General features: G+C 63.0%; 23 protein-coding genes and 1 pseudogene. 19 read left to right on the top strand and 5 right to left on the bottom strand.

From position 1 onward, the window contains the following. Positions 1 to 653 (bottom strand): biosynthetic peptidoglycan transglycosylase (locus tag Q1V51_RS06160; RefSeq protein WP_300554248.1); only part of this gene is annotated, 653 nt, incomplete at its 3' end. Positions 654 to 747: 94 nt separating this feature from the next. Here Q1V51_RS06160 and Q1V51_RS06165 point away from each other — a divergent pair. Further along, entirely contained in the window at positions 748 to 1,209 is a 462-nt protein-coding gene (locus tag Q1V51_RS06165) for a YcgN family cysteine cluster protein (protein WP_300554251.1), read from the top strand. A 91-nt stretch (positions 1,210 to 1,300) separates the two neighbouring features. Here Q1V51_RS06165 and Q1V51_RS06170 read toward each other — a convergent pair whose 3' ends face one another. Beyond that, complete coding sequence (locus Q1V51_RS06170) at positions 1,301 to 1,762, bottom strand: hypothetical protein (protein WP_300554254.1); 462 nt, start codon at positions 1,760 to 1,762, stop codon at positions 1,301 to 1,303. Positions 1,763 to 1,838: 76 nt separating this feature from the next. After that, positions 1,839 to 2,312, bottom strand: a complete 474-nt coding sequence (locus Q1V51_RS06175) for an immunity 26/phosphotriesterase HocA family protein (protein WP_300554257.1) — start codon at positions 2,310 to 2,312, stop codon at positions 1,839 to 1,841. 263 nt (positions 2,313 to 2,575) lie between these two features. Here Q1V51_RS06175 and Q1V51_RS06180 point away from each other — a divergent pair, with 263 nt between their 5' ends. The 14 genes and pseudogenes from Q1V51_RS06180 to Q1V51_RS06245 all read left to right on the top strand — a co-directional run bounded on the left by Q1V51_RS06180 (position 2,576) and on the right by Q1V51_RS06245 (position 16,396). Then, positions 2,576 to 3,067 carry a hypothetical protein gene (locus Q1V51_RS06180; protein ID WP_300554260.1) on the top strand — a complete coding sequence of 164 codons (492 nt, stop codon included), beginning with the start codon at positions 2,576 to 2,578 and terminating at the stop codon, positions 3,065 to 3,067. Continuing rightward, positions 3,030 to 3,401, top strand: a pseudogene (locus tag Q1V51_RS06185) (terminase family protein); the annotation flags it as partial. The gene Q1V51_RS06180 and the pseudogene Q1V51_RS06185, both read left to right, overlap by 38 nt. An 8-nt stretch (positions 3,402 to 3,409) precedes the next feature. Continuing rightward, positions 3,410 to 5,305, top strand: coding sequence for a glycoside hydrolase TIM-barrel-like domain-containing protein (locus Q1V51_RS06190; protein ID WP_300554414.1), 1,896 nt, complete (start codon positions 3,410 to 3,412; stop codon positions 5,303 to 5,305). Positions 5,306 to 5,374: 69 nt separating this feature from the next. After that, entirely contained in the window at positions 5,375 to 6,307 is a 933-nt protein-coding gene (locus Q1V51_RS06195; RefSeq protein ID WP_300554266.1) for a DnaJ C-terminal domain-containing protein, read from the top strand. A gap of 64 nt (positions 6,308 to 6,371) precedes the next feature. Beyond that, positions 6,372 to 6,713: a PepSY domain-containing protein gene (locus tag Q1V51_RS06200; protein ID WP_300554267.1), complete on the top strand. Its 342-nt coding sequence runs from the start codon at positions 6,372 to 6,374 to the stop codon at positions 6,711 to 6,713. Positions 6,714 to 6,722: 9 nt separating this feature from the next. Then, positions 6,723 to 7,400, top strand: a complete 678-nt coding sequence (locus Q1V51_RS06205; RefSeq protein ID WP_300554269.1) for a response regulator transcription factor — start codon at positions 6,723 to 6,725, stop codon at positions 7,398 to 7,400. Next, on the top strand, positions 7,397 to 8,776 hold the full coding sequence (locus Q1V51_RS06210; protein ID WP_300554272.1) for an ATP-binding protein: 1,380 nt from the start codon (positions 7,397 to 7,399) through the stop codon (positions 8,774 to 8,776). The genes Q1V51_RS06205 and Q1V51_RS06210 overlap by 4 nt, the downstream gene beginning before the upstream one ends. A gap of 59 nt (positions 8,777 to 8,835) precedes the next feature. Further along, positions 8,836 to 10,194, top strand: a complete 1,359-nt coding sequence (locus Q1V51_RS06215) for a hypothetical protein (RefSeq protein ID WP_300554274.1) — start codon at positions 8,836 to 8,838, stop codon at positions 10,192 to 10,194. Between the two features lie 42 nt (positions 10,195 to 10,236). Continuing rightward, positions 10,237 to 10,908: a DUF938 domain-containing protein gene (locus tag Q1V51_RS06220; RefSeq protein ID WP_300554277.1), complete on the top strand. Its 672-nt coding sequence runs from the start codon at positions 10,237 to 10,239 to the stop codon at positions 10,906 to 10,908. Next, positions 10,895 to 11,350, top strand: coding sequence for a cytochrome c maturation protein CcmE (gene ccmE, locus Q1V51_RS06225; RefSeq protein WP_300554280.1), 456 nt, complete (start codon positions 10,895 to 10,897; stop codon positions 11,348 to 11,350). The genes Q1V51_RS06220 and ccmE overlap by 14 nt, the downstream gene beginning before the upstream one ends. A 74-nt stretch (positions 11,351 to 11,424) precedes the next feature. Beyond that, positions 11,425 to 12,645, top strand: coding sequence for a bifunctional alpha/beta hydrolase/OsmC family protein (locus Q1V51_RS06230; protein ID WP_300554282.1), 1,221 nt, complete (start codon positions 11,425 to 11,427; stop codon positions 12,643 to 12,645). Positions 12,646 to 12,772: 127 nt separating this feature from the next. Next, positions 12,773 to 14,272, top strand: coding sequence for a Do family serine endopeptidase (locus tag Q1V51_RS06235; protein ID WP_300554284.1), 1,500 nt, complete (start codon positions 12,773 to 12,775; stop codon positions 14,270 to 14,272). A 15-nt stretch (positions 14,273 to 14,287) separates the two neighbouring features. Continuing rightward, the gene (locus tag Q1V51_RS06240) at positions 14,288 to 14,959 is read left to right on the top strand and encodes a response regulator transcription factor (protein ID WP_300554286.1); all 672 of its coding nucleotides are present in this window, start codon (positions 14,288 to 14,290) and stop codon (positions 14,957 to 14,959) included. A gap of 6 nt (positions 14,960 to 14,965) precedes the next feature. Beyond that, positions 14,966 to 16,396 (top strand): HAMP domain-containing sensor histidine kinase, encoded by a 1,431-nt coding sequence (locus tag Q1V51_RS06245; protein WP_300554288.1) that lies wholly within the window; start codon positions 14,966 to 14,968, stop codon positions 16,394 to 16,396. A 3-nt stretch (positions 16,397 to 16,399) separates the two neighbouring features. On the opposite strand, the gene Q1V51_RS06250 is transcribed toward Q1V51_RS06245, so the two are convergent. Both Q1V51_RS06250 and Q1V51_RS06255 read right to left on the bottom strand, forming a co-directional pair. Continuing rightward, positions 16,400 to 18,484 (bottom strand): TonB-dependent receptor, encoded by a 2,085-nt coding sequence (locus Q1V51_RS06250; protein WP_300554290.1) that lies wholly within the window; start codon positions 18,482 to 18,484, stop codon positions 16,400 to 16,402. Between the two features lie 92 nt (positions 18,485 to 18,576). Then, positions 18,577 to 18,993 (bottom strand): hypothetical protein, encoded by a 417-nt coding sequence (locus tag Q1V51_RS06255; RefSeq protein WP_300554293.1) that lies wholly within the window; start codon positions 18,991 to 18,993, stop codon positions 18,577 to 18,579. A gap of 87 nt (positions 18,994 to 19,080) precedes the next feature. Here Q1V51_RS06255 and Q1V51_RS06260 point away from each other — a divergent pair, with 87 nt between their 5' ends. From Q1V51_RS06260 to gyrA, 4 genes are all read left to right on the top strand, one after another. After that, a complete protein-coding gene (locus tag Q1V51_RS06260) occupies positions 19,081 to 19,704 on the top strand; it encodes a DNA-3-methyladenine glycosylase 2 family protein (RefSeq protein WP_300554294.1) in 624 nt (207 codons plus the stop codon). 144 nt (positions 19,705 to 19,848) lie between these two features. Continuing rightward, the gene (gene ssb, locus Q1V51_RS06265; RefSeq protein ID WP_300554296.1) at positions 19,849 to 20,310 is read left to right on the top strand and encodes a single-stranded DNA-binding protein; all 462 of its coding nucleotides are present in this window, start codon (positions 19,849 to 19,851) and stop codon (positions 20,308 to 20,310) included. Between the two features lie 86 nt (positions 20,311 to 20,396). Then, positions 20,397 to 21,110, top strand: a complete 714-nt coding sequence (locus tag Q1V51_RS06270; protein WP_300554298.1) for a hypothetical protein — start codon at positions 20,397 to 20,399, stop codon at positions 21,108 to 21,110. 291 nt (positions 21,111 to 21,401) lie between these two features. Continuing rightward, positions 21,402 to 24,158 carry a DNA gyrase subunit A gene (gyrA, locus tag Q1V51_RS06275; RefSeq protein ID WP_366522716.1) on the top strand — a complete coding sequence of 919 codons (2,757 nt, stop codon included), beginning with the start codon at positions 21,402 to 21,404 and terminating at the stop codon, positions 24,156 to 24,158. Positions 24,159 to 24,160: the final 2 nt, after the last annotated feature.

Here is a 24,160-nt window from a genome sequence, read left to right on the forward strand (position 1 = left end):
GCCTCGGCCAGGCTGAGCTGGGTCGAGGATTTACCGAAATAGCGCTGCGCCGCAGCCTCCACGCCATAGGCGCGGGCGCCGAGATAGATGCGGTTGAGATAAAGCTCGAGGATCTCGGTCTTGGAGAGCTGGTCTTCCAGCGTCCAGGCGATGCGGATTTCCTGCAGCTTGCGGCGCAGGCGGCGTTCCGGGCTCAGGATCAGGTTTTTCACCAATTGCATGGTGATGGTCGAGCCGCCCTGCAGTGAGCGGCCCGCACCGATATTGGTCCACACGGCCCGCATCAGGCCGCGATAATCGACCCCGCCATGCTCGAAAAAGCGCTGGTCCTCAATGGCCAGGAAGGCGTTGGGGACATGCGCGGGAAGTGCATCGAGCGCCACGGCGCGGGCATAGAGCGGCCCGCGCACGGCCAGCACCTCGCCATTCCTGTCCTGCAAGGTCACGGACGGTTCACGCCGCGTCGACCACAGTTCCGCGGCGGTTTGCGGCGTGTCGGGCAGGTCGTGGAAAGCCCAGTGCCAGAGCGAGCCGGAGACAATAATGCCGAAAAAGAGCACCGCACCGGCAATGGCGCCGGCAATCAGGCGATTGCGGCGTTCGCGGCGCTGCCGCTCCATCATATGATCGGCCCGGTAGGGCTCCATGCTCATTCCTGTTGTCCCCGCGCGCGGGCCAGCATCCCTTGCCGCGCCCCGCCACACCGTCTAAGGCTCCGCGAAAGCGGCGAAAATCAGGCGATCCTTCATGTCACGGCCTTTCTGGAAGATGAAAACTCTCTCTGAGATGAGCAAGGATGAGTGGGAGTCACTGTGCGACGGGTGCGGGAAGTGCTGCCTGGTCAAGCTCGAGGACGAGGATACCGGCCTGCGCCTGGAAACCGACATCGCCTGCAAGCTGTTTGATGGCGAGACCTGCCGCTGCAAGGATTACACGAACCGCAAGGCCAAGGTCCCCGACTGTGTCGTGCTGACGCCTGAGAGCGTGCACACCCTGCCCTGGATCCCGAAAACCTGCGCTTACCGCCTGCTCGCTGAAGGCAAGGACCTCTATGACTGGCACCCGCTGGTCACCGGCGACCCGATGTCGACCCACAAGGCCGGCATGTCCGTCATCGGCCAGACCGTCTCCGTACCCGACGAGAAGCTCGACCAGATCGACTGGGAGGAGCACATCGTTGAATGGCCTGGTGAGGGTGAGGCCGACTAGCTGCCCGTAATAAACGGGGACAGACACATTTAATGATGCAGCCGGGCAGGAAAATGTGTCTGTCCCCGTTTTTACTGGGGACTAACAATAGTCATCCCAAGCTAAAATGCCGCTCAGGATAACCATCGCAATTTTCGGCTTCGCAAACAATCATCGCGTTGTACCCTTCGCGAAGATCAGCTGACAAATATCTTTGGTAAATCACCCAATGTTCAGCCGCCCGGCAAACGAAAAACACCCTAACTATTTCACGTTCACGTATCTCACTCTGCGATTCATCAAGAACGAAATCCATTGGTGCACATTCACCTGCGATTTCAAAAGCTTCCTCGCGTGAAATCGAATCTGATTCTGAACTAAAATACATTCGACTTGTTCTCCAGTCCGGAGATTGAGAATGTATTGCTTCCAGTTCGTGGCGCGCTTCGTCAATTATTGAGTCAACGGAGAACTCAGCCACTCCGCAAGCACCGAGGCTCAATGCGATGATGAACACCAGCTTTATTGATAAGTTCCGCAAAACACCCCCTCCGAATAACTGGGACAGACGCATTTATTGATGTCACCGGACAGGAAATGTGTCTGTCCCAGTTTTTTCGTGTTCCCGTTTATTCAAGCGCGGCGACGGATCATTTTCTGGATGGGAAGTCCCAGTGCTCGCTGAGCATCTCTTGATGGCGCCGAAGAATTGGGGAGCTTTCACCCCGCCTGTGGTGAGAGAGCCGCTCCTCGATCTGCTTCTTGGACCAAATTGCAGCCACTTCAAGACCTATGCAATCTTCCTTTGAAGCGGGTGCGGTACCGAAGTCATCGTGAAGGACATAATCTTTGCTTATCATATCTCGTGAGAAAAACAGTCTCTCTCGAAGATCATCTTCGGTAAGCGCGGTAGTGCCAATTTTTTTCCAGGCCTTGGAATTCACAGCTTCGTCCATGACCCACACGGAAAAGGCAGTCTTGGCGCTTGTAACGTCTGCAAGAGGCACGCGCTCAGCAGTGATACAATCGTAAAATGCAACAAGCGGGGACTTGAGTATTTTCGCATAGGCAAATCCCCCGTCCGGTAGAGAAAACTCCACGACATCGCCGGTCTTTTTTCGCATCTACACGCCCTCTCGAGGCAAGCTAAACCCTAGTTTCTATCGTCCAGTCGAGTTGTCCCGATAAACCAGGACAGACACATTTTCCGGATTAATTGTGTCTGTCCCAGTTTTTAGACGCCGGCGAGGGTGATGACGCGCAGTGAGCGGGGATAGAGACCCGCCTGTCCCGTCAAACCTGGGCCCTTTCCAGTCACTTGCCACAAACAATCCGGCTGACACGCCGCCCGGCTATATTTGGCTATGGCCGGAAATGGGGCAGGGCGATGGTGAGCTCGGCGCAGTGGGATGATTATGTGCTGCAAAGCATTGAGGGCAAAACCTCGGCTGAGGCGATTGCCGCCGAGACCGGGCGGGAGCTGGACTATGTCCAGCGCCGTCTCCGCGAGGGGCTGCGTGCGGCCGAGTGGAGCCTGGCGCAGGATATGTCCGTCTCCCTGAGGCGCCAGCTTATCCTGGCCCGGGCCGCCATGGATAAAGGCCAGGGCAAGACAGCCGATGCGCTCTTGCGCCGCATAACTTTGGCGGCGAAAGCCGCGCGCGATCTGGAGGGATTAGTGGCTCTAAATGGCAGGAAGACTAACGCGGTCGAGGCGGGCCGGATGCAAGTCGTCGGAGATGCTGGCGATCCCGCCGCTGAACTCATCGCTCGCCTTGATCGCCTCGCTGCCGCGCAAGACCAGAAATCGCTGGGTGCGAGCCCAGTCGACCGCGCAGCAGATCCGGCTGCTCTACGACTGGAGCGAGCAGAGGAGTGACGCCCAGAAACCGCCCGCTGGCGACTGGCTGATCTGGCTCTTCCTGGGCGGGCGCGGGGCGGGCAAGACCCGCGCCGGCGCGGAATGGGTCCGCGCCCAGGTCAAGGCCGGTCGCCGCCGTGTGGCGCTTGTCGGGCCGGCCTTTGCGGATACGCGCGAGGTGATGATTGATGGCGAGTCGGGTTTGCTGGGTGTCGGGCCGCCGGACGAGCGCCCGCGCTATGAGGTCAGCCGCCGCCGCCTGGTCTGGCCTAACGGGGCTGTCGCCCAGGCGTTTTCCGCGGAAGACCCGGACAGTCTGCGCGGGCCGCAGTTTGAAATCGCCTGGTGTGACGGATCGGGCTGCCGGCGGCGGACAAGGGCGCCAATCAGCCCAATGTCTTCTTCGATCCGAAAAGCACCGAGAGTGCCTTGCCGCATTTTTCCAGCGGTGAGCGCGATGACCTGATCCAGCGCCGGGGCCTGGAGGCCTTGCTGTCGCATTGGTCGCAAAGCGGCGCGCATAATCCGCTCTCCTCGCTTTATGACGGGCCGATGGTGGAAGCTGATTGGGTGCATGTCTTGGCCTTTGATGCACGGCCCTGGCCGGACTTCCCGGCTCGGCAAACCGTGTGGGCTGATGGCGGAAACTGGCGCCTGGGCCATTGGCTCAATGGTCGAGCCGGTCTGGTGCCGGTGGCTCGGATCGTCAGCGACATCGCCGGACAATGCGAGGTGAGCGCGCTGGATGTCGAGGCGCTGGATGATCTCGTCTCGGGCTATGTGCTGGCCCAGGCCGGGACCGGTCGCGACGCGCTGGCGCCGCTGGTCAATCTGTTAGGCCTGTCAGTCATCGAGGGGCCGCAGGGCCTGGTGGTGCGGTCCGCGGGCCGTTTTGACGGGTCGTTTCAAATCCATGATCGGCAGGCCGGCGATGCCGGAGATTTTCAGGTGCATTACCCCGCTGCAGAGGATCAAAGCCGCGATACCCGTCTCTATCATCTCGATGACAGTGCGGATTACGCGCCCGCGGTGGCCAGCGCGCGCCAGGCCGTCGGCGCGTCGGGCGTTGATATCATTTCTGCCCCGGTGCTGGCGGACCCCTCCCTGGCCCAGCGCTGGGCCGAGCAGCATTTTGCCCGCCAGCGCTCGTCCGGCGGATCGGTCATCATCACGCTGCCGCCGTCCGCCCTGGCCCTGATGCCGGGCGACAAGGTCGGGTTTGCGGGACAGGATTATCGCATTGAGGCCCTGCAGGGCGGGACAGAGCGGCAGGCCCACCTCGTGCCTTGGCAGGCGGAGACACCGAGGCTGGCTGGTAGTGAAGCCGGCACCGCCACCGGCCCCCTGATGCCGCCGGCGCGACCGGTTCTGCTCCTGCTCAATCGCCATCCGGACGGGCTGCTGGCTGCTGTCCATGGCCGTCCCTGGTCGGCGCCGGTCGAGCTGGCAGTCTCAACTGACGGGGCGGTTTTCGAGGCTCGTGGCCAGTGCGACCAGCGGGCTATCATGGGTGAGCTGCTCACCGATCTGGCGCCGGGCCCTGTGGGCTATTGGGATGAGGCGGGCTCGCTGGAGGTCTGTGTGTATGAGGGCCGGCTTGAAAGCCGGGCCCGGCGAGATGTGTTCGCCGGCAAGAATCGCCTGGCTATCGAGCAGGCGGGCGGCGAGTGGGAGGTGATGGATTTCGCCCGGGCCGAGCTGGTGGCCGAGCAGTGTTACCGGTTGAGCGGGTTATTGCGCGGGCAGGCCGGCTCGGTCGCCGCGGGCGCCAAGGTGGGCGCGCGCCTTGTGCTCCTCGACGGGGCCTTGGCAACGCTGTCCCTGGCCGCACACGAAACCGGTATTGACCTGAGTGTGCGGGCCTGGCCGGCGGCGAGCAGCGTGCAAAACGCGGCGATCGAGCCGGTTGTCTCCCGTCGCCGGGGTGCGCGATGTCATGCGCCCGTGCATTTGCGTCTCTCCCGGTCCGCCGATGAGGTGCGGGCCCGCTGGATCCGGTGCACGCGGATCGGGGGCGATCACTGGGGCGTAGAAGACGTGCCCCTGGGCGAGGCGGAAGAGCTCTATGAGGTCCGTGTTTCGCGATCGCAGGGCGAGGTGCTGCGCCAGCGGGTGACGACCCCGGCCTGGCAGTCGGATGTGAGCACACTGACAGCCCTGGCGGGCGGGGCGGGCACGGTCTTGACGATCCATGTTGCGCAGATCTCCCGTGACAGCGGAGCCGGGCTGAGCGCGCGCGCTGACATCACGCTGTGAGGGCGGCCTTTGCGATCGGCGCGAAGACGCTTACATGCATGAGGTCAAACCGCCCGACGGACCCTGTGCATGGAAGACCCTTACAAGACGCTTGGCGTGAGCAAATCCGCCTCCCAGGATGAAATCCGCAAGGCCTATCGCAAGCTGGCCAAGGCGCTGCATCCGGATGCCAATCCGGGCGACAAGGCTGCTGAAGAGAAATTCAAACAGGTCTCTGCCGCCTTCAACCTGCTGTCCGATCCGGACAAGCGGGCCGATTATGACACCGCAGCGCGTGCCGGTTTCGGATCGCAATACCAGCCGGGCATGGGCGCGGGCATGGGCGGTGCCGGTATGGGCGGTCAGCGCGGACCTTTCAATTTCCGCCAGACCCGTACCGGCGGCGGCCGCGGGTTCGAGGATATCTTCTCCGACCTGTTCACCGATTTTGGGGGCGGGGCCGGGCAGCAGCAACAACAGCAGCAGCGGTCCAAGGGCGAGGATGTGCGACAGAGCCTCAAGCTCGATTTCATGCAGGCGGCCCAGGGTGGCAAGCACCGGGTGGTCCTGCCCGGCGGCCGCTCTGTCGATGTCGCCGTGCCGGCCGGTGCGGCGGAAGGCCAGGTGCTGCGCCTGCGCGGCCAGGGGCATCCCTCGCGCGTTGGTGGTCAGCCCGGTGATGTGCTGATCGAGATTACCGTCGCTGAACACAAATTCTTCTCTCGCGATGGCCAGGATGTGCGCCTCGATCTGCCAATCACGCTCAAGGAGGCGGCCCTTGGTGCCAAGGTCCGTGTCCCCACGATTGACGGCATGGTCGATGTCCGCGTGCCCGCCGGTGCATCCAGCGGCGGTCTTCTGCGGCTGCGTGGCAAGGGATTTGCGGGAAGCGGGGGCAAGCGCGGCGATCAGATCATCCGTTTGATGGTGGCGCTGCCTGAGCGGGACGAGGCCTTGCAGGAATTCCTGCAGACCTGGTCACCGCCGAGTGGTTATAATCCGCGCAAGGGCTTGCAGTCCTGAGCGCAAGCATCCGTTAGGGTGTCGTTCAGGCCGGGTTCAGCGGCGGTCGGTAAATGTGTGTGTCATGTTGAGAAAACTGGTCATCATCACAGCGCTTGTCGCAGGAATCAGTGCTCCGGCCGCCGCCCAGGCGTCCGGGCCGGTCAGTGCCATGCTGGCCTTTGCCAGCCAGAGCGAACGCTTCACTGCCGGCGAGGCCCGTCGTAGCCGCCAAAGCGGGGAAACCATCCCCGCGCGCCGGGCTCGTGCCATTGTGCGCGACATGTATCCCAATGGCGATATCCTTGATGTCGAGCTGGTCCGTGATCGCGAACCGCGCTTTGTCGTCAAGGTTATGGTCGATAATGGCCGGCGTATCGATGTGGTATTGGATGCGCGGACGGGTCGCGTATTATCGAGAGGCTAGGGAGATAAGATGCGCGCACTTATTGTCGAAGACGATTCGGATCTGAGCCGCCAGCTTGGCCGTGCCCTGGAAGACTCCGGCTATGCCGTGGATGTCGCCCTGGACGGTGAGGATGGTCATTTTCTCGGTGATACCGAGCCGTATGACGTCGTCGTGCTCGATCTCGGCTTGCCCAAGCTTGACGGTGTGACCGTGCTGGAGCGCTGGCGCTCGGACGGACGCGATTTCCCGGTACTGATTCTGACGGCGCGGGATCGCTGGTCGGAAAAGGTCGCAGGCTTTGATGCCGGCGCTGATGATTATCTGACCAAGCCGTTCCATACCGAGGAATTGCTGGCGCGACTGCGGGCCCTGACCCGCCGCGCCGCCGGTCACTCCTCCTCGACGATCGAGTGCGGGGGCCTGAGCATCGATACGCGCGGTGCCCGCGTCTTCATCGAGGGTGCACCGGTCAAGGTGACGTCGCACGAGTTTCGCATGCTCAGCTACCTCGCCCACCACCAGGACCGGGTGATTTCGCGGACCGAGCTGGTCGAGCATATCTACGATCAGGACTTCGACCGCGACAGCAATACGATCGAGGTCTTTGTCGGGCGTTTGCGCAAGAAGATCGGGTCTGACCGGATCGAGACCGTGCGCGGGCTCGGCTACCGGCTGGTCGATCCGGTGGCACGACCGGTTTCGTGAGGCGGACGGGCTCGCTCGCCTTTCGTCTTTTCGCCGGGGCAGCTGCCTGGGCGTTGGTCCTGTTGCTGCTCGGCGCGATCGCGCTGTCCGTGCTCTATCAGCGCAATGTCATGCGCACCATGGATGACCGGCTGACCAGTGTGGTCGGCGCCCTGGTCGCGGCCGCGGAAACCGATCCCGGCGGCGATGTGGCGCTCGCCCGGCGCCCGTCAGACCCGGCCTATGCGCGTGTTTTCTCCGGTCGTTACTGGGAAATTCTCGACCTAGCCGGCGATGAGCCGGCCCGGGTTCTGGTCGTTTCGCGTTCGCTGTGGGATGAGCAATTGGCCGTGCCGCCACCGCTCCTGGAGCGGGCCCGATCAGCGCCTGGCGAGATCATATCCAGTGATACCAAGGGCCCGGACCGCGAGCCGCTGCGCGTCGTGCTGCAGGCGGTGCAATTGCCGAACCGTCCCGACTTCGTGGTCATGCTCGCCGCCGAGGACCGGCGCCCTGCAGACCGCGAAGTGCGCAATTTCGCCATCACCTCGGCCCTGATGTTCCTTGGCTTCGCCGCGGCGATCGCCGCGGGCGTCTTCTTCCAGGTCCGTATTGGCCTCGAGCCCGTGATCCGCATGCGTGACAGCGTCTCGGAGGTGCGCGAGGGGCATGCGGAGCGCGTTGATGGTCAATTCCCCAACGAATTGCAGCCGCTGGCTGACGAGCTCAATGCCATGCTCGACCATTCGCGCGAGCTGGTGGAACGTTCGCGCACCCATGTCGGTAATCTGGCCCATGCGCTGAAAACCCCGATTGCCGTTTTGACCAATGAAAGCCGGGCCTCTGAAGGCGAGCTGGCGGATATTGTCGAGCGCCAGACCGGGGTGATGGCCAAGCAGGTGGATCACCATTTGCGGCGTGCACGGGCTGCCGCCCACGCCAAGGCGGTCGGGGCCCGGACCGATGTGTCCGCCGTCATCGGTGATCTCTCCCGCACGTTGGAGAAAATCTACGCCCGCCGCGGCATCTCAATCACAACGGATCTGGCCGGCGAAGTGACTTTCCGTGGTGAACGGCAGGATCTCGAGGAAATGATCGGCAATCTACTCGACAATGCCTGTAAATGGGCCACCTCCGAGGCCCGAATCACGGCTCGGCGCAGTGGCGAGCGTGAGCTGGAAATCCTGATCGAGGATGACGGGCCGGGCCTGACCGATGAGGAGAGCGAGACTGCCCTGCAGCGCGGTGTACGTCTCGATGAGCAGGCGCCCGGGTCCGGTCTGGGGCTGTCGATCGTCACCGATCTGGCCAAGGCCTATGACGGTCAGGTCGAGCTTTCACGCTCCGGGCTGGGCGGCTTGTGCGCCCAGGTTTTATTGCCTGCCCCGTCGCGCTAAATCATCCTTAACCCTATTGGGCCGAAACTGGCGTGTAATCCGGAGTTTCACGGCCCGTCATGGCTAAACTTTCGCCGTCCCAAAGAGCAAAGCTGGAAGCGCTATGGCGCAGCATGCCCGCGCACATGCGCGATGCGCTGGCGGCCTCGGCGCGGGCTGCGGCGGCCACGGATCCCAGTTCCAAACGCCTCGTTGAAGTCTTCCAGGAATTGCAAACCGCAATCCAGGAGCCCGCCGGTGATGCGGCCAAGGGCTATCTGCTCGCTCCGCTGAAACCGCTGGTCGGCGACCCGGCCACCACGCCGCCCTCGCGCGCCCGGTTCAGCCCGGAGCAGATCTCGAAAGTATGGGGCTGGCTCGGTCGCCAGCTGGCCAAGGAAACGATCGAGATGGCGAAGAAGTGCAAACAGCCGCCATCGGAACCGATCTGGTATGAATTCCGCGGCAAGCTCGCCGATGCGCTCGAAGACGCTGTCAACAAGGCTGAGCGCGTGCCCAAGGACATGACCGCCCTGGCCAAGCGCTTCAGCGGTGATGGCGGCGCCATGCTGCGCGATGCCGTCATTTTGCTGCGCAATAGCCAGGCCATCGACCAGGCCATGTCACGTATCCCGCCGAAGATTTTCGATCTCGACGAGGATTTGTGCACGCGCCTGAAGAAAATTCACGACGAGATGATGGAAACCGCGCCGGACGCGGCGGTCTGGGTGTTGATCATCACCATGGGGCGGCTCGATCGCCCGTGGGAGATTTTCCGGGTCATCGAGCGGATCGGCAAGCGCGGTGATGACCTCGTCGTCTCCAAAACCGAGCTGGCTGCGGTCGGTGATGCCGTACTGGCCGATACCGGATATTTCGCCTCGCGCCTGCAATCGCCGCCGGCGACGCTGGAAGAGGCCAAGGCGACCTACGCGCTGTTCGACAAATTCGTCAATTATTCGGTCGGCATGACCCAGGAATTCGGAATCCGCAAGGCGGGCCGCTGGGGCCAGTCGCTGTTTTCGTTGCGGGCTGAAGCCTCGATGCATGTCGAGAAGATCCTCGCCAAGGTTCCGCTGGCGCTTGATTCCGGCCTGCCGGAGCCGCGCCGCGGCAAGTCCGGCCGCATCATCCCGGCGCAATTGCCGCCGGACAGCGCCATCGAACGGGCTGAAGGTCTGCTCTACTTCGCCACCAAGGCCCGAGAGCACGCGACCGCCGCTGCGATTGCCAGTTCGCAGAAGCGGATTTCGACCGATGCGGTGACGCGCATGCAGGATGCCGGCGAACTGCTGGTCGACCTGGTCGCGGAAAGCGAGGGCCAGAACCGCAATGTGGCCCGTGAAGGCCTGGAAATCACGGCCCGCCTGCTTGCCATTGCAGATGCCGACGAAGTTGCCGCCACGCTGCGCCGCCGGGGTAATGCAGCCGCGGCATAGCGTCCGCTTGCACACGGCCGCACAAGTGCCTAGTTCAGGCCCATGAGCGCACCCAGAGAGACCCCTCCCGCATTGGAAGCCCGCCGCAATGAGGCGGATCGCCTGTTTTCGCCCAGTGCGGGGCGCAATCGTCACGCCATTGCCGAGGTGCTGGCGCGCATTTTGCCGGCGCAGGCTTGGGTGCTGGAGATCGGCTCGGGTACCGGCGAACACGCCGCGACCCTACTGGGGCTGCGCCAGGATGTCGTCTGGCAGCCAAGTGATCCGGATTCGGCCTCGCGTCTGAGCGAGGATGCCTGGGGGTCAGATTTCGACGGCCGCATGAAGCCCTCGCTGGCGCTTGACCTGGTCCGCCCGGGCTGGATGGACGGGCTGGGGCCGTTCGATGCGATCGTGTCGATGAATGTGATCCACATCGCGCCCTGGGATGTGGCGCGGGCGATTGCTGAGGCCTCCGAACACATGCTCAATCGGCCAGAGGGGCTGGTTTATTTCTATGGTCCCTTCCAGGAGGGCGAGGCCACCGCGCCGTCCAATCTCGATTTTGACCGCAATCTCAAGGCCCGCAATCCCGACTGGGGCGTGCGGGCCCTGAGCGATGTCCAGGCTCTGATGGCAGGCAGCGGTCTGGTTTCACTGGAACGGGTCGACATGCCGGCCAATAATCTCTCCCTGATTTTCCGTACCGGAGTATCCGCTGATGCGTCATCGTAATCGCCGCCTTGCCACGATTGCCGCGGCCGGCACTGTTCTTGTCGCGGCCGTTGCCCTTGGCCTGTTCGCCCTGCGCGACGCGGTTGTTTTCTTCTACAGCCCCTCCGAGCTCGCCTCCGAGCCGCCGGCTGTCGGCGAGCGTATCCGGGTCGGCGGTCTTGTTGCCGAGGGTTCGGTCGGGGATGCCGAGGATGATGGATTTGTCTTCGTCATCACCGATGGTGCGGAAAGCGTCGACGTGACTTATTTCGGCATTCTTCCCGACCTGTTCCGCGAGGGGCAGGGGGTCGTTGCCGAAGGGCGCATGACACAGGATGGCCGCTTCAATGCAGAGACTGTGCTGGCCAAGCATGACGAGACCTACATGCCGCCGGAGGTGGCTGAAGCCCTGCGCGAAGCGGGAACCTGGCAAGGCGAGGAGGATGAGCCCGGCTCGCGATGACATGATCGTCATCGCAAGATGAGTTGCGTTTTGCCGTCGCGTCACTAGCTGTTTCCCAAGACAAGGAGACAGGCATGGCCCGTTCACAACGCGTAGACTTCACCGGTTCTCTGGGAGAAAAGCTCGCCGCCCGCCTGGAATGGCCGGCCGGCAAGGCGGATGCCTTCGCCATTTTCGCGCATTGCTTTTCCTGTTCCAAAGACATTTTTGCCGCCAACCGCATTGCCCGGCGCCTGGCCCAGTCGGGAATTGCCGTGCTGCGCTTCGATTTCACCGGGCTCGGTCAGTCCGACGGCGACTTCGCCAACACCAATTTCTCTTCCAACATTGAGGACCTGGTGAAGGCCGGGGAGTTTCTGGCGGCGGAATATGAAGCGCCCGCGCTTCTTGTGGGCCACAGCCTCGGCGGTGCCGCGGTAATCGCAGCGGCGCATCAACTCCCCTCGGTCAAGGCGGTGGCGACGCTTGGCGCGCCGGCCGACGCCGAGCATGTCGGTCATCAATTCCACGCCCATCTCGAAGATATCGATCGCGACGGTATTGCCAAAGTTTCTCTGGCCGGGCGTCCCTTCACCATCAAGAAGCAGTTTCTCGACGACATCAAAGGCCGGTCGCTGGAAGAGGCGGTCGCGACGCTCAAGCGTCCGCTGTTGATCGCTCATGCGCCCACCGATGGCACGGTCAGTATCGACAATGCGACCAAGCTGTTTGTCGCGGCCAAGCATCCCAAGAATTTCGTCAGCCTTGACGGTGCTGATCACCTGCTGACCCAGCTGGAGCATGCCGAGCATGCGGCCGATATCATTGCTGCCTGGGCAAAGCGCTATGTTGTGGTCGAGCCGCTACCGCCGCTGCCGCGCGGACGATCCGGTGAAGTCCTGATCGAAGAGACCGGGCGCGGCAAGTTCGAGAATTTTGTCATCGCCGATGATCACGTCATGCTGGCCGATGAACCGGAAAGCGTGGGCGGAACGGATAATGGCCCGACGCCCTATGGCTATCTCACCGCGGCGCTGGGGACGTGTTCGGTGATGACGGTGCGCATGTATGCCGATCACAAGGGCTGGCCGCTGGAAAAAATCTCTCTGCGCCTGACCCATAACAAGGGTCACGCAGAGGACTGTGAGACTTGTCTCGAGGGCCAGGAGGTGAAGGTGGATATCTTTGAACGCCGCTTCACCTTCGACGGGGATTTGGATTCCGGGCAGCGGGCCAAACTCCTTGAAATCGCGGACAAATGCCCGGTTCATCGGACCCTCAACGCGCCTGTCGTGATCCGGACGGAAGAAGCCTGAGCCCGATTTGTCTAGATGAACGGGAAGTTACCGTTTGTAATGTTATTGTAATGTAGAGGTCAGGCAGCGGATAAGGTCCGCCTGCGACATCTATCGTCAGTTTGGAAGTGAAAGGTCGTTTCTACAGATGAAGCCGATTCAGCGTCTTGGCCGCCTTGGCGGTGCCTCTCTCATGGTCCTCGCCATCGCCTCTGCGGCGTTCCTTGTCGATAATGCCACGAACCCGGCTTTTGCCGTTCAGGATGAGCCGCGATTTGCGGCGGCCGTGCCCAATGGCGCGCCGATGTCCTTTGCCGATCTGATCGAAAGCGTGAGCCCGTCCGTGGTGACGATACAGGCCAATACGTTGCCGGACGAACAGGCCGAGGACCAGCAGTTTGAAAACCCGCGCCAGTTCCGCGAATGGCTGGAACGCCAGTTCCGCGGTGACGGGCAAGCGCCGCAGACGCGGCCGCGCCAGAGCCTGGGTTCGGGTTTCTTCATTTCCTCCGAAGGTCACATTGTCACCAATGAGCACGTGGTGCGCGGGGCTCAGGAGATCACCATCGGCACCAGCGATGGCGAGAGCTATTCGGCAACCCTGCTCGGAACCGATCCGCAGACCGACCTGGCCCTGCTCAAGGTCGATGAAGACATTGCATTCCCGTTTGTGACGCTGGATCGTGATCCAGCCTACCGCGTCGGTGACTGGGTCGTCGCCGTTGGCAATCCCTTCGGCCTCGGCGGCACCGCGACCGCGGGTATCATTTCCGCGACCGGCCGCGAGATCGGCAACTCCACCTATAATGATTTCATCCAGATCGATGCCCCCATCAACCAGGGCAATTCCGGTGGTCCGACCTTCGACCTGGAAGGCAATGTGGTCGGCGTGAACTCCCAGATCTTCTCCCCGACCGGCGGCAATGTCGGGATCGGTTTTGCCATTCCGTCTGATGTGGCGGCCCGTATCGTTGACGAGCTGATCGAAGACGGACGCGTGTCGCGCGGCTGGCTGGGTGTTTCAATCCAGAATGTCACCGAGGATATTGCCGAGGCTGAAGGCCTGGATGAGCCGGTAGGCGCCATCATTAGCTCCATCGTCGCCGGTGGGCCGGCCGATGAAGCCGGTTTCCAGCGCCGCGACGTCATTCTCGAAGTCAATGGCGAGGCGGTTGAAGGCTCGCGTGACCTGACGCGCCGGATCGGCCAGTTCAATGCAGGTGACCGGATCCGTTTTCGGGTCGTGCGCGAGGGCCGCGAGATCACGGTTCGCGCCGAGCTCTCCGATCGTCCGGACGAAAACGCGCTGAACCAGATGCAAAGCCGCCAGCAGGCGGAAACCGAAGTCGTGATGTTCGGTATGCGCATGATGGCGCTGACCGACGAGGTTCGCGAGGCCCGTGGCCTGGCGGATGACCAGGTCGGCCTGGTGGTTGAAAGCGTTGCTCCGGGCAGTGAAGCCAACCGCAAGGGGCTGATGCGCGGTGATGTCGTTCTGGAAGCGGGCGGTGATGCCGTCGGTTCCATCGATGCATTCCAGGCGGCGGTGGATGAAGCCGCCCGCGATGGCCGTTCCGCCATCCTGCTTCTGGTCGAGGGCCGTGGCGGCCAGCGTTATGTCGCCATGCAGCTCGACGAGAACGAATAAGAAGGAGAGACGAGGGTGCGCATTCTCATTGTTGAAGACGATCGCGAGGCGGCCAGCTATATCCGCAAGGGCCTGCGCGAGAGTGGCCATGTCGCCGACCATGCCGCCGACGGTGAAGAGGGCCTGGAAATGGCCCGGGCCGCGGAATACGACATCCTCGTGGTTGATCGCATGATGCCGCGCATGGACGGTCTGACCATGATCGAAACCCTGCGCGATGATGATGACCGCACCCCGGTGCTCATCCTGTCTGCGCTGGGCGAGGTCGATGACCGCGTTGAGGGTCTCAAGGCCGGTGGCGATGACTATCTGGTCAAGCCCTATGCCTTCGCCGAGCTTCTCGCCCGCGTCGAGGCCCTGGCCCGTCGCCGCGATCCGGAAACGGTCCGCACCAAGCTGGTGGTCGGGGATCTGGAAATGGATCTCCTGGCCCGCACGGTGGTTCGTGGCGAAGAAGAAATCCTGCTGCAACCGCGCGAATTCCGCCTGCTGGAATTTCTCATGAAGCATTCCGGCCAGGTCGTGACCCGCACCATGCTGCTGGAGAAAGTCTGGGATTATCATTTCGACCCCCAGACCAATGTCATCGACGTGCATATCTCGCGTCTGCGGTCGAAGATCGACAAGCCCTTCCCGCGTGCATTGCTGCACACGGTGCGTGGCGCCGGCTACCGTCTGCAGGCCTAGATCAGCGTGCAGACCCGTCTTCCCGCCATCCTGCGGACGACGGCTTTCCGGCAAACCCTCCTGTCGGCAGCCCTGTTCGCCCTGTCCAGCTTCGTCATCCTCGCCTTTGTCTACGCGGCTTCGGCGGGGATGATGCTGCGGCGTGCCGATGCGGTGGTGAATGAAGAGGTCGCGACCCTGTCCGAGCGCTTCGACGCCGGCGGTATCCGCGCCATCAATCGCTATATTCTGCAGCGCACCGTCGGCGGCGGGGCGGATTATCTCTACCTGCTGGTCAATCCCAATGGCCGCAGCCTGTCAGGCAATCTGATCACCGGCCTGCCCGATGCCCAGGCGGATGATGAGGGACGGGTCCAGTTCACCTATCGCCGACCGCGCGTGCTGGGCACAGAGGACAGCGAGAAGGATGACCGCACGGCGCGCGGCCGCATTATCGATCTGCCCTCGGGCTACAAGCTGTTTGTCGGTGTCGATGTCGATGAGGAGAGCTCGCTCGTCGACAGGATGTTCAACACCATCCTGGCCGCCTCGGCCCTGGCCCTGGCGCTGGGTGTTGCCGGTGGCATCTTCATCTCGCGCCGTTTCGTGCGCCGCCTCGACCTGATCAATGACGTCGCCCGGTCGGTCCGCTCCGGTGACCTCAAGCAGCGTGCGCCGCGCAATCATACCGGCGACGAGCTTGACGAGCTGTCGGAGAATTTCAATGACATGCTCGACCGCGTCGAAGCGCTGATGCACCGCATGCGCCAGACCGGAGACAGTATCGCCCATGACCTGCGCACGCCGCTGACGCGCATGCGCAGCCGGCTTGATGAAGCCTTGCGCGAGGATGGCGATCTGGAAGCGCGCGAGCAGACGCTGGAGCGCGCCATCAGCGATACCGATGAATTGCTCGGCATCTTCAACGCCATCCTGTCCCTGTCGCGACTGGAATCCGGTGAGAGCCGCAAATCCATCCAGCCGATCGACCCGGCCGATATTGCCGCGGATCTGGCCGAGCTCTACGAGCCGGTCTGCGAGGATGAGGGGCTGGGCTTTGCCAGCGAGATCGAGCGCGGCATGATCGTGATGGGCGATCGCGGACTGCTCTCCCAGGCGCTGGCCAATATTCTCGACAATGCCGTGAAATACACGCCCGATGGCGGTGCCGTGACCTTGCGTCTGCGCAAGAATGGCGAGGGCCGGGCGGAGTTTTCGGTCACCGATACCGGGCCGGGCATTCCCGATGAGGACCGGTCGCGCGTGACCCAGCGCTTCGTGCGGCTGGACAATTCGCGTACCCTGCCGGGCTCAGGCCTCGGCCTGTCGCTGGTGCAGGCGATTGTCGATGTGCATCATGGCCGTTTCGAGCTGGGCGAAGGCCCCGGCGTCTCTGTCGACGGCCGGGGCCCCGGTTTGCGGGCCAGCATGTGCTTCCCGCTGAAGGATGAGGGCTGAGCCCTAGCGCTGGATGCTGAGGCGCAGGCCGATCGAGCGGCCCGAGCCGGGCAGGCGCTCGCCCAGACCGACTACAGAGGCGGCATTGCGGTTATAGCCCGCCAGATGCTGCTCATAGTCCTCGTCCAGCAGATTTTCCGCGCTCAGTGCCAGCGTAATGCCGTCGCCGATTGCCCAGCCGGCATAGGCATTGGCGATGGCATAGCCATCCGTGGCCTGCTCGGAATTGGAGGCCGAGATGCGATCCTGCTCGCCGACCATCAGACCTTCCAGCGTGGCGTACCAGTCGCCGGTCTCGTAAGTGGCTCCCAGGCGCAGGGAGGGCGGGGCGATGCGATAGAGATTGTCGTCGATATCGCGGCGCTCGCCGCGGACCCAGCTGACCACACCATCAAGGTGCCAGTGATCACTCAGGCGATATCCGAAATCGACATCGAGGCCATAGATGCGCGCGTCGACATTGCCGAAACGCAGAGGCGTCGGATCGCCATTCATGCTCGAGACCATCTCGACCGGAGAATTGATCACACCCGGCGTATCATCGAAGGGTACACCCTGGATGTAATTGTCGATCTCGCGCCAGTACACGGTGGGGCGGGCATAGGCGCGGTCATGCTGCCAATCGAAACCGGCTTCCGCGATCCAGGCGGTTTCCGGGACCAGGTCGCGATCACCGACATAGGTATTGCCGTCGGCCAGACCGCCCGAGGCCGGGGTCGGCAGCCAGGCGAAACGCTCGACATAGCCCGGGACACGGGATTTGTGGGCGAGGGCAAAGCGTGCGGTGAGTGTGTCCGACAGCTCGCGCCAGAAGCGGCCGGCGGCGTCGATCGTGCCGTCACTCCAATTGCGGTCGCTGTTATTATAGCCCGTGGCGAGCATGGACGGGCCCATCGGAACCGCCGTTCCGGTACTGGCCGGTGCGCCCATGGCGTCGTGGGAATCGATCCGGATCCCCATCTCCGAAGACCAGCCGAGCGGGCCTTGGCCCGTCCACTCGACGAAGACACCGGTGCGCTTGACGTCGATGTCGGCGAAGCTGTTGAGGAAGAAATCGGGATTGTTCGGGTTGGTGATGGTCACATCGTGATCCGAGCGCGACCGGTCCGCACCGAGGGTCAGGCGGCCGCCCATGGCGTCCATCTCGACCTCGGCGCCCAGGCTGCGGCTGGTGGCATAGGCGAAGGTTTCGCGCTGGCGCATGGCCGGTGGTGCCGGGCGCAGGTGGAAATTCGTCATCGCATGGTCGACATCGCTGTAGCCCGCATGCAGCCGCACCTCGGTGTCTCCGAGATCAAGCGTGTAGGCGAGGCGGGCGATATCCGTGTCGAAAAAGCGGATATCCATGGCGAAGGGCGGATTGCCGGTTTCCCCGGTTTCACTGCGGCGCAGATCGAGGGAAATCTCGTGCGCACCGGAGCGCCAGCCAGCACCGACACCATAGACAAGGCGATTATGCTCGGTCCCGACCAGCGTCCCGCGCGGCGTCTCCACATCGCCGCCATTCTCGATCGAATAGAGGGCATGGACGCGCCAGTTTTCATTGGCGATGGCGGTCAGGCCGCCAGCGGAATAGCTTTCATCGACCGAGCGCGCGCCCAGGCTCCAGTCGAGCTCCGACACAAAGTCTGCGCTGTCACCGAACTCGGAGCGTTTCAGCACCGCATTGAGACCGCCGCCCAGGCCCGGTCCGGCGCTGACCGGCGACAGGCCGCGATCCAGTTCGAAGCGTTCGACCAGGGGCAGGGGGGCATAGTGCAGCGGCGGGTCCATCAGATTGGGACCGCCCGAGGCAAAGGCATGCCCGTCGATGCGGATATTGATCCGCGAGCCGAACATGCCGCGATACTGAAGCTGTCCCGACAGGGCGCCATTGCCGATAGCTGCGGCACCGGGCAGGCGCGCGATCAGGGCTGCCGGATCCGGACCGGCATTGGGCGGTAGGGTCTCCGGCGACAACACCTCAGTCGTGTCATGCACGGTGGTGTGGGAATGGATGGTGATGATGTCGACCAGCGGGTGGTCGGCCGCAGCCGGGGCTGCAAACAGGGCGAGGGCGCTCGTGGATACGAGGAAATGGCGGGTCATGGCTGGACTCCGTTACAGCCGTCATCAACGGCAATCTGATCAATCAGCGTCAGCCCGCAGCGAGTGCGAGCCAACAATACAACAAGAGAAGATCAGAGACGTGCGGGAGGAGCACGACCAGGTGGCCGGGTCAGTTCCGGTGACCGGGCGAGGACCAGGTGCAGGTCGGCGGCGCGGCGCTGCTCGATCTGCAGTTCCGGCGCGCGCAGCAGGCCGTCCACCGGGAAGGCCGCATCGCCCAGCCCGGCAACTGTCAGGGCACACAGGTTGGAGCCGCCGGATTCGGGGAGTTCGGCCGCGGAAGTGAATTCACCGGTCTGCAGATCCATCATCCGCACTTGAGTGCCCATGCCGGCGGAGCAGAAGACAACCGAGACCTGGCCGGTATCGGCGCTGCGATCGAGCATGTAGCCTTTCGGGATCATCGCATGAGTACCGGCAGCCAGCAGCGCCAGAACCAGGAGGGTCTGGGCGAGGAAAGACGGACGCGGGTTCGAGGCCGATTGCATACATCGCGCATATCATGCTGAATTGAGCTCCTCCATGAATAATGTTTGCAAGCCTGTGCGGCCCATGCGCGCAGCGCGACCGGTCCGATGTCCCACGAGCTAGTCCACACGCATCTGCTTGAAGCCGCCGAGCCCTTTGCGCCGGACCTTCATGCTGCCTTGATACGCCTCGGACCGCTGGAGTTTCCGCGCCGCGATGATGTGGCCTTTCCGGAATATCTCTGCCGCGCGATCTCCGGCCAGCAAATCTCGGTCAAGGCGGCGCAGAGCATCTGGAGCCGCGTCGTCGCCGGTGCCGAAGGCGCGGACCTGATCGAGCATTTCGCCGGCTGCTCGCATGATGCGTTGCGCGGCTGCGGCCTGTCCAATTCGAAAGCCAAGACCATCCAGGGCATTGCCCGGGCGCATCTGGACGCGGGGCTGGAACGGGATGCTCTCGCGGTTGTTGCTGCTCCCGAGCGCGCGGCGCGCCTGACCCAGCTCTGGGGCGTAGGACAATGGACGGCAGACATGATGAACATGTTTTATTTCGGCGAGGAGGATATCTGGCCGGACGGAGACCTGGCGGCGCGTAAGGCGCTGGAGGCCCTGACCTCGAAGCGCCGCAAGACCCTGCGCACGGCTGAGCGTTTCAAACCCTATCGGTCCTGGCTGGCGCTTTACATGTGGGCACACCAGGATGCTCCGCCGGATGGAGAGGCGATCGGCTAGAGCGTCTGTGCCTGCAGCGCTCAGCGCTGGACAGGCCGTTCGCGGCGGGTCCACAGTGGCCTCCGAGAATCGGGTGTTTGACGCCCGGAACATAATGTGAACAAAATAGCGGTAGTGACGACCGCAAGAAGTGGAGACTGGGCGATGGCTGGCGTGAACAAGGTAATTCTGGTCGGTAATCTGGGACGTGATCCGGAAATCCGGCGCCTGAACTCGGGCGATCCGGTGGTCAATCTGCGCATCGCGACGTCGGACCAGTGGCGCGACAAGTCGACCGGTGAGCGCCGTGAGAAGACCGAATGGCACAATGTGGTGATCTTCAACGAGAACCTGGCCAAGGTCGCCGAGAATTATCTGCGCAAGGGCTCGAAGGTCTATGTCGAGGGCTCTTTGCAGACGCGCAAATGGACTGATCAGAACGGTCAGGAAAAATACACCACCGAGGTCGTGCTGCAGCGTTTCCGCGGCGAGCTGCAGATGCTCGACGGTCGTAATGAAGGTGGCAGCAGTTTTGAATCTGCTCCCTCTCGTGGCGGCGCGGCGGCGATGGATGCTCCGAAGGAAAACTTCCAAAGCGCCGATCTGGACGACGAAATCCCGTTCTAGGCCACGAAATTGCCGTCTTGCCCGGCCAAGTTCGGGCAAGTGTTTCGAAGCTGGACAGGTGTCCGGACAGTGTACAGGGGACCGGGATGCGGGTTGCAGGTGTATTGAGTTTGGCGTTGGCGCTCGCCACCGCTCCGGCCGTGGCGCAGGACAACACGTCTGGCGATGCGGATCCCAATCTACGTCGGCCGCAAATCCATACCATCGAGATTGAAGGCACCCAGGTGCAGTATGTCGTCGGTGAAACGGCCTGGGGCAATGTCTACGGCGCCCTGGCGCGCCTGGCACAGCTGCCTGAGGAAAACAGCGCCGCGATTTCCCAGCAGCTCTGGGCGGAGCGTGACAACAACCCGCCGATCTTCCTGATGGAAGTGGCGCGCCGCTCGGTCACGACCAATCCCGAGCTGGCGATTGAAGCCTATATGCTTGGACGGGTGCGCACGATTTACGACATTTCCCGCTGTCTCGATTCCAGCTCGGCCGGCATTCTCAACATTGCCACGGCCTATGCCGGCGAAGAGGTTGAGCAATTGCTCAATGACCGTCTGGAGACGGTCTCCAGCGTACTGGAAACCATGTATTCCGCCGGCACGGCCTATACCAGCCAGGCTTCGCCCTGGTGGGCCTGCTCCTACGGCACCAGCGCGTACACGGCCGCGTCCAATGGTGCGGAAATGACCGGGCCTGAATGGCTCAAAGTGCAGTCGCGCTGGGCCACCGAGCAGAGCAATATCAACGCGAATCTTCTCAGCCAGATCAATCTTCTGCGCGCGGCGCTTGCGGCCCGGGACGCGCAATAGCGTCCGGCCGGGGCGATAGGCCGTCGGGAGGCGGCCATATTCCAGTCCGCGACAGCCATCAGATGGGTCCGAAGTCTGCCGACCTTGGCCCGGATGGTGACCAAGAGCTGCGGTCAGCGCCGTTTGCGCCGAACCGGCCTAATTGTTAAAGCTTGGTGACAGCGATACCGCCTGATTCACGGGCCGCATGACCGGTCTCTAAATCGGGCGGTGTTTGTCTTCTGCCGCAGGGCCGTCCGCCCTGTCCCAAGCGTAGCGAAAGAGGCCGCCTTGAGCGATCACGACGACGACCTGAACTCCTCCGATTCCGGCTTGCCTGAAGGTGTGGGCAATATCGCCATCGAAGAGGAAATGCGCCGTTCCTATCTCGATTACGCCATGAGCGTGATCGTCAGCCGCGCCATCCCCGATGCGCGCGACGGGCTGAAGCCGGTGCACCGCCGGATCCTCTACACCATGCACGAGAACGGGCAGACGCACGAAAAGTCCTACCGCAAATGTGCGACCGCCGTCGGTGACGTGATGGGCCGATATCACCCGCATGGTGACCAGGCGGTCTATGACGCCCTCGTGCGCCTGGCCCAGGACTGGTCGATGCGGGTGCCGCTCATTGACGGCCAGGGTAATTTCGGCTCCATCGATGGCGATCCGCCGGCGGCTTATCGTTACACTGAAAGCCGCATGCAGAAGGTCGCGCAGTCGCTGCTGGCCGATATCGACAAGTCGACTGTCGATTTTGTCGAGAACTATTCCGCCGAGCGCCAGGAGCCGGTGGTCCTGCCGGCGCGCTATCCCAATCTTCTGGTCAATGGCGCCAACGGTATCGCCGTGGGTATGGCGACCAATATCCCGCCGCATAATCTCGGCGAGGTGATCGATGCCTCGCTGGCGCTGCTGGACAATCCGGCGCTCAGCGATGAGGAATTCCACGAATTGCTGCCGGGTCCGGATTTCCCGACGGGTGGTTTGATCCTCGGTCGTTCCGGCGCCCGCAACGCGGTGCAGACCGGGCGTGGATCCATCGTCATGCGCTCGAAGACCGAAATCGAGGAAGTTCGCAAGGACCGCCAGGCCATCATCGTCACCGAGATTCCTTACCAGGTGAACAAGTCGACGATGATCGAGAAGATCGCCGACCTGGTGCGCGAGAAGAAGATCGAGGGCATTGCCGATCTGCGTGATGAAAGTGACCGCTCGGGTATCCGTGTCGTCATCGAGCTCAAGCGCGATGCCAATGCGGACGTCATCCTCAACCAGCTCTATCGCTGGTCGCCGATGCAGACGAGCTTTGGTGCCAACATGCTGTCGCTGGTCGATGGCCGGCCGCAATTGCTCGGCGCGCGCGAGATCATCCAGGTCTTCCTGCGCTTCCGCGAGCAGGTCGTGGCCCGACGTGCCAAGCATGAGCTCAACAAGGCTCGCGACCGGGCCCACGTCATCGTCGGCCTCGCCCTGGCGGTGGCCAATATCGACGAAGTCATCGCCCTGATTCGCAATGCGCCCAACCCGGCTGAGGCCCGTGCCCAGCTGATGGCGCGCGACTGGCCGGCTGCTGATGTGGCGCCGCTGGTCGAGCTGGTGGCTGATCCGCGTTCCATCCTGACCGATAAGGGCACCCTGCGCCTGACCGAGGAGCAGGCCCGCGCCATTCTCGAGCTGCGCCTCAACCGTTTGACCGGTCTGGGCCGTGAGGAGCTCGGCAATGAAGCGGCCAAACTGGCGGAAGAGATTGCGGACCTGCTGGACATCCTGCGCTCGCGCGTCCGCGTGTTGCAGATCATCCGCGATGAGATGACCGAGGTGCGTGACAACTTTGCCACCCCGCGCCGCTCCGAGTTCACTGACGCCGGTCTCGATTTCGAGGATGAGGACCTCATCCCGCGCGAGGAGATGGTGGTGACGGTGACCCATGGCGGTTATGCCAAGCGCACCGCCCTGTCGGACTACCGGGCCCAGCGCCGCGGCGGCAAGGGCCGCTCCGGCATGGCGACCAAGGACGAGGATTTCATCTCCACGCTCTTCGTCGCCTCAACCCATTCACCGCTCCTGTTCTTCTCCAACAAGGGCATGGTCTACAAGACCAAGACCTGGCGCCTGCCGCTGGGTGCGCCGAATACCAAGGGCAAGGCATTGGTGAACCTCCTGCCGCTGGATCAGGGCGAGACCATCACCTCGATCATGGCGCTGCCGGAGGATGAGAGCAGCTGGGCCGATCTCAATGTGATGTTCGCCACCAAGTCCGGCACCGTGCGCCGCAACAAGCTGTCCGACTTCGTCCAGGTCAATCGCAATGGCAAGATTGCGATGAAGCTGGAGGGCGAGGATGAGCGCATCATCGATGTCCGCCTGTGTACCGAGGATGATGATGTCTTCCTGGTCTCCGACAAAGGCCGGGCGATCCGCTTCCCGGTTACCGATGTGCGTGTCTTTGCCGGCCGCAATTCGATCGGTGTGCGCGGCATCCGTCTCGGTGCCGAGGATACGCTGATCTCCATGGCCATCCTGCGCCATGTCGAAGTGACTTCGCCGGAAGCCCGCGCCTATATGAAACACGCGACGGCCATGCGTCGTGCCCTGGGTGATGACGAGGCCGAGATGCCCGCCGTCGAGCCGGGTGAAGAGGGCGAAGAGGCGGCCCTGTCGCCGGAACGTATTGCCGAGCTGGGCGCGGCGGAGCAATTCCTGCTCACCGTCGGAGCTGACGGCATGGGCAAGCGCTCCTCGGGCTATGATTATCGCGTCATGGGCCGTGGCAATCAGGGCGTCGCCGCACAGGACCTGTCCCGCGGTGCCATGCTGGCAGCCAGCTTCCCGGTCGAGGATGCCGACCAGATCATGGCCGTCACCGATGGTGGTCAGCTGATCCGCTTCCCGGTCGACGGGGTGCGCATTGCCGGACGCTCCACCCGGGGTGTGCGTCTGATCCGCTTGAATGAAGGTGAAAACGTCGTCGCGGTTGTCAGAATTGAAGATGCGGGCGATGAAGAGGGCGACGACGCCGAAACCGGCGACAACACGGCCTCTGAAGGCGGCGAAAGCGAGACCTGATC

The organism is Maricaulis sp. (genome assembly GCF_030149235.1).
Lineage (GTDB): Bacteria > Pseudomonadota > Alphaproteobacteria > Caulobacterales > Maricaulaceae > Maricaulis.

Coding starts and splice junctions, on each gene's coding strand:
- Q1V51_RS06215 (WP_300554274.1), top strand. CDS start 8,836: ATGGCTAAACTTTCGCCGTCCCAAAGAGCAAAGCTGGAAGCGCTATGG.
- Q1V51_RS06200 (WP_300554267.1), top strand. CDS start 6,372: ATGTTGAGAAAACTGGTCATCATCACAGCGCTTGTCGCAGGAATCAGT.
- Q1V51_RS06180 (WP_300554260.1), top strand. CDS start 2,576: ATGGTGAGCTCGGCGCAGTGGGATGATTATGTGCTGCAAAGCATTGAG.
- Q1V51_RS06170 (WP_300554254.1), bottom strand. CDS start 1,762: ATGCGTCTGTCCCAGTTATTCGGAGGGGGTGTTTTGCGGAACTTATCA.
- Q1V51_RS06235 (WP_300554284.1), top strand. CDS start 12,773: ATGAAGCCGATTCAGCGTCTTGGCCGCCTTGGCGGTGCCTCTCTCATG.
- Q1V51_RS06260 (WP_300554294.1), top strand. CDS start 19,081: ATGTCCCACGAGCTAGTCCACACGCATCTGCTTGAAGCCGCCGAGCCC.
- Q1V51_RS06195 (WP_300554266.1), top strand. CDS start 5,375: ATGGAAGACCCTTACAAGACGCTTGGCGTGAGCAAATCCGCCTCCCAG.
- Q1V51_RS06250 (WP_300554290.1), bottom strand. CDS start 18,484: ATGACCCGCCATTTCCTCGTATCCACGAGCGCCCTCGCCCTGTTTGCA.
- Q1V51_RS06220 (WP_300554277.1), top strand. CDS start 10,237: ATGAGCGCACCCAGAGAGACCCCTCCCGCATTGGAAGCCCGCCGCAAT.
- Q1V51_RS06270 (WP_300554298.1), top strand. CDS start 20,397: ATGCGGGTTGCAGGTGTATTGAGTTTGGCGTTGGCGCTCGCCACCGCT.
- ccmE (WP_300554280.1), top strand. CDS start 10,895: ATGCGTCATCGTAATCGCCGCCTTGCCACGATTGCCGCGGCCGGCACT.
- Q1V51_RS06230 (WP_300554282.1), top strand. CDS start 11,425: ATGGCCCGTTCACAACGCGTAGACTTCACCGGTTCTCTGGGAGAAAAG.
- Q1V51_RS06255 (WP_300554293.1), bottom strand. CDS start 18,993: ATGCAATCGGCCTCGAACCCGCGTCCGTCTTTCCTCGCCCAGACCCTC.
- ssb (WP_300554296.1), top strand. CDS start 19,849: ATGGCTGGCGTGAACAAGGTAATTCTGGTCGGTAATCTGGGACGTGAT.
- Q1V51_RS06165 (WP_300554251.1), top strand. CDS start 748: ATGTCACGGCCTTTCTGGAAGATGAAAACTCTCTCTGAGATGAGCAAG.
- Q1V51_RS06175 (WP_300554257.1), bottom strand. CDS start 2,312: ATGCGAAAAAAGACCGGCGATGTCGTGGAGTTTTCTCTACCGGACGGG.
- Q1V51_RS06205 (WP_300554269.1), top strand. CDS start 6,723: ATGCGCGCACTTATTGTCGAAGACGATTCGGATCTGAGCCGCCAGCTT.